Below are 3597 nucleotides of genomic sequence, written 5' to 3'. Positions count from 1 at the left end.
ACTACACTTTGTCCAGAACGGTTCATAAATGTAGTGGGTAGAAGTAGACGGACATCGTGTCCTTCTATATTACCACGTCCACTGATTCCGTGAAATTTCGGATCATTTTTTAATGTAATGCCATATTTGTCAGCAAGCTGTTCAATGAACCAAAAACCTGCATTATGGCGGGTTTGGGCATATTCTGAACCAGGATTGCCCAAACCAACAATTAGCGAAATATTTGACACTAATCTACGCCTTTAAACACTTATGCGCGTTTGAAGTCAGCGTGCATAGGAGTGTTTTTAGATGGGTGACGTTGTAACGCTTGGATTTTAACGTTTTCAACTTTGTCGCCCACTTTGATTTCTACAACTTCTTCAAAGAAAGCATTGCTTTCTAAAGCTTTTACAAGCTCACGAAGTTCTAAAGTAACAGTTACAGGCTCAGCGTTGCCACCATAAATGATAGCTGGAATTAAAGCTTCGCGACGAAGGCGGCGGCTCGCACCTTTCCCTTGTTTGTCTTCAGCACGCGCTTGAGCGTTTAATACGAAGTTTGCCATGAGTAAATCCTCATTAAAGTTTAAAAGACTAAACTTGCGACCAGTTTAGTGATAGAAAACCCCAGCCAAGGCTAGGGTTTATAAAAAGCTGCAATATTATAAACTATCGAACATTGCACTGATAGACTCTTCGTTATTAATACGACGAATCGTTTCAGCAACCATGCTAGCAACAGAAACCTGACGGATCTTGCCTAAGGTCAATGCTTCTTCAGAAAGAGGAATGGTATCAGTCACAACCAGTTCATCAATAACTGAATTACGTAAGTTTTCAATAGCCTTACCTGATAGTACAGGGTGAGTTGCGTACGCAACTACACGACGTGCACCAAATTGCTTAAGCGCATCAGCTGCTTTACACAATGTACCAGCAGTATCGACCATATCGTCTACGATAACGCAATCACGATCTTTTACGTCACCAATTAAGTGCATAACTTGCGACTCATTGGCTTTTTGACGACGTTTATCAATAATTGCTAAATCGATGTCACCCATCTGTTTGGCAACAGCACGAGCACGTACTACACCACCAACGTCAGGAGAAACCACCATAAGGTTGTCATGTTGTTGTTGACGTAAGTCAGCAAGCAAAGCAGGAGTACCGTAGATGTTGTCGACAGGAATATCGAAGAAACCTTGAATTTGGTCAGCATGTAAGTCGATCATCACGACACGGTCAATACCAACAGTGGTAAGCATGTCTGCGACAACTTTAGCTGTAATCGGCACACGTGCAGAACGTGGACGACGGTCTTGGCGAGCATAACCAAAATAAGGGATAACAGCGGTAATACGACCAGCACTTGCACGACGCAAAGCATCTGCCATAACCAAGATTTCCATAAGGTTATCATTGGTAGGGGCACAAGTAGGCTGAACGATAAATACGTCTTTACCACGAACATTTTCAGTAATTTCTACTGAAATTTCTCCATCAGAAAAGTGACCGACTGATGCAGCACCTAGAGGGATATGTAAGTGACTTACGACTTTTTGAGCGAACTGTGGATGAGCATTTCCACTAAAAACGACAAGATTGGGCATGAAGCACCCTTGGCGGTTGGTATGTAATGAAATAGATGGCAGGGGCGGCTGGATTCGAACCAACGGATGCCGAGATCAAAACCCGGTGCCTTACCACTTGGCGACGCCCCTAACGTGTAACCTTAAAATGATTAAGAGGAGATTCTTTTAAACTATTTACCAAGTAAGATTTACATGGTGAATGCTTAAGAATTTCATCAATATTCATTTCATTCGTTACTTCAATAAAAACACAAGCACCTGTACCTGTAAGCTTTGCTTGACCAAATTGATCTAAATATTGCATTGCTTCTTCTACTTCAGGGTATAACTGCCGAGCCAGTGGCTCAAAGTTATTTCCAAAATTAGAAGGTTCTAACTGATAGGCGCAAAATTTAGTGGTCTTAGAGTCTCTTGTCAATGTTTTTTGTGAAAAAAGCAATTGAGTGCTGATAAAACAATCAGGTTTTAAAATAATGAACTGTTTTTGATCTAAGTCTATGAATGATAAATGTTCACCAATGCCTTCAGCCCATGCATTTTTACCATAAATAAAAATTGGAACATCGGCACCGAGCTTAACACCATAGTCCGCAAGTTGTTCTTGCTCTAGGCCACATTCCCATAATTGATTTAACACAATAAGTGTTGTGGCGGCATTAGATGAACCGCCGCCTAGACCCGCACCCATTGGAATATTTTTTTCAATTTTGATGTCCAAGCCACAAAGTTTTTTTGCATGTGGTTTTAGTATTTGGGCTGCTCGATAAATCAAATTTTCTTCAGGTCGAACTTCACTCAACCCATCAATTTCGATTTCTTCGCCCAAAGTCGGTGTAAATGTCATCCAATCATATAAATCAATCAGTTGGAAAATGGTTTGTAGCTCATGGTAACCATTCTCACGTCGGCCTGTAATATGTAAAAACAGGTTGAGCTTAGCAGGGGAAGGAACTCGAATCATAGATTTATATAATTAGACTTAGCGGTTTTGGATGACCATTGTAATACGGTTTTCTTTATCTTCAGCAAGAGCTTGCTTTAAAACCAGTTTGTTTGGCAAAGTTTGTTCACCATCGTAACTGAAATTAACTGTCCAGCCATCTTCAATCAGTTGACTCACTCGATTTGTAGCGTCTTTCGTAATTTGAGCATTTAGCGTTGCTGGTTTTGCTAAAATCCAGCTCGTTAAGTGCGTAATTGGTGCTTGCCAACCTGTTGCTCGCTCTAAAAGTTCTTCTGGAGATGCAGCGCTAATAAGTCCTGTTTTAGAACTGTTTAAAGTTACTTCGCCTGGTTTACCCTGAATTTGGGTTTTTCCAACGCCTAAAATACCGCTTAATTCGATATCAAAATTATCTTGCTGTTGAAGCCAGGTAAAAAAAGCACTACCGGTTTGCTGTGGTGTACGAACCCCAATCTTACCTTGCAAATTAAAGTGTTTTTCGTCTTGAACTTGTTGAGTAACCGCAGGTTTTGGTTGAGTAAAATGCTGACAACCGGTTAGAAATAATACACTTGATCCACAGATCGCTGTGCACAGTTGGGCAAATTTGCTCATATATTTAACTCTTTTTTGCAGATGTAGGTAAAATTAACGCATCAAGCTGTTGTAATTGTGGATCATTGGCATGCTTTTGTTTCAGTTGTTGTAACACTGCGCTAAATTGCGTGAGTGACCCTTGCATATACAAAGCTTTAGCATAACGAATACCAATATTTATATTATGGCTAAGTTCATACGCTTTGCCTAAGGCTTCCGCCGCAGCTTCATAATCATTCTGTAAAAATGCAATATAACCTAGCGTATCAAGAATTGAAGCCTGTTCAGGCGCATATTCTAATGCTTGCTCTGCATACTGACGTGCTTCTTTTAAACGACGGTTTTGCAGTGCCAGTGTATAAGCATATGCATTTAGATACGTTGGGCTGTTGGGCTCAAGTTGTAATAATTGTTTTAAGGTTTTGTCCAGCTTGTCACGGTCCGTATATGGATCAAGTAATAAAACTTCCGCGTAAATTAG

6 protein-coding genes and 1 tRNA gene are annotated in these 3597 nt (G+C 40.5%); all 7 read right to left on the bottom strand.

Annotated features, from left to right (window positions below):
- Positions 1 to 230: aminoacyl-tRNA hydrolase (locus J536_RS23455; protein WP_032064132.1), on the bottom strand; the 230-nt coding region annotated here is incomplete at its 3' end.
- Between the two features lie 20 nt (positions 231 to 250).
- Complete coding sequence (gene rplY / locus J536_RS23450; protein ID WP_002120443.1) at positions 251 to 547, bottom strand: 50S ribosomal protein L25; 297 nt, start codon at positions 545 to 547, stop codon at positions 251 to 253.
- Positions 548 to 643: 96 nt separating this feature from the next.
- A complete protein-coding gene (locus J536_RS23445) occupies positions 644 to 1594 on the bottom strand; it encodes a ribose-phosphate pyrophosphokinase (protein WP_002120445.1) in 951 nt (316 codons plus the stop codon).
- Positions 1595 to 1630: 36 nt separating this feature from the next.
- Positions 1631 to 1705: transfer RNA gene (locus tag J536_RS0104900), tRNA-Gln, on the bottom strand.
- Positions 1704 to 2537 carry a 4-(cytidine 5'-diphospho)-2-C-methyl-D-erythritol kinase gene (gene ispE / locus J536_RS23440; RefSeq protein WP_025468421.1) on the bottom strand — a complete coding sequence of 278 codons (834 nt, stop codon included), beginning with the start codon at positions 2535 to 2537 and terminating at the stop codon, positions 1704 to 1706. The genes J536_RS0104900 and ispE overlap by 2 nt, the downstream gene beginning before the upstream one ends.
- 18 nt (positions 2538 to 2555) lie before the next feature.
- Positions 2556 to 3134, bottom strand: a complete 579-nt coding sequence (lolB, locus tag J536_RS23435; protein WP_017481320.1) for a lipoprotein insertase outer membrane protein LolB — start codon at positions 3132 to 3134, stop codon at positions 2556 to 2558.
- 4 nt (positions 3135 to 3138) lie between these two features.
- On the bottom strand, positions 3139 to 3597 hold a 459-nt coding region (locus J536_RS23430), incomplete at its 5' end, for a tetratricopeptide repeat protein (protein WP_032064146.1).

Source organism: Acinetobacter sp. 809848 (assembly GCF_000581275.1).
Lineage (GTDB): Bacteria > Pseudomonadota > Gammaproteobacteria > Pseudomonadales > Moraxellaceae > Acinetobacter > Acinetobacter pittii.
Note: the sequence above shows the minus strand (reverse complement) of the source record. Positions and strands in the feature narration are given on the sequence as shown.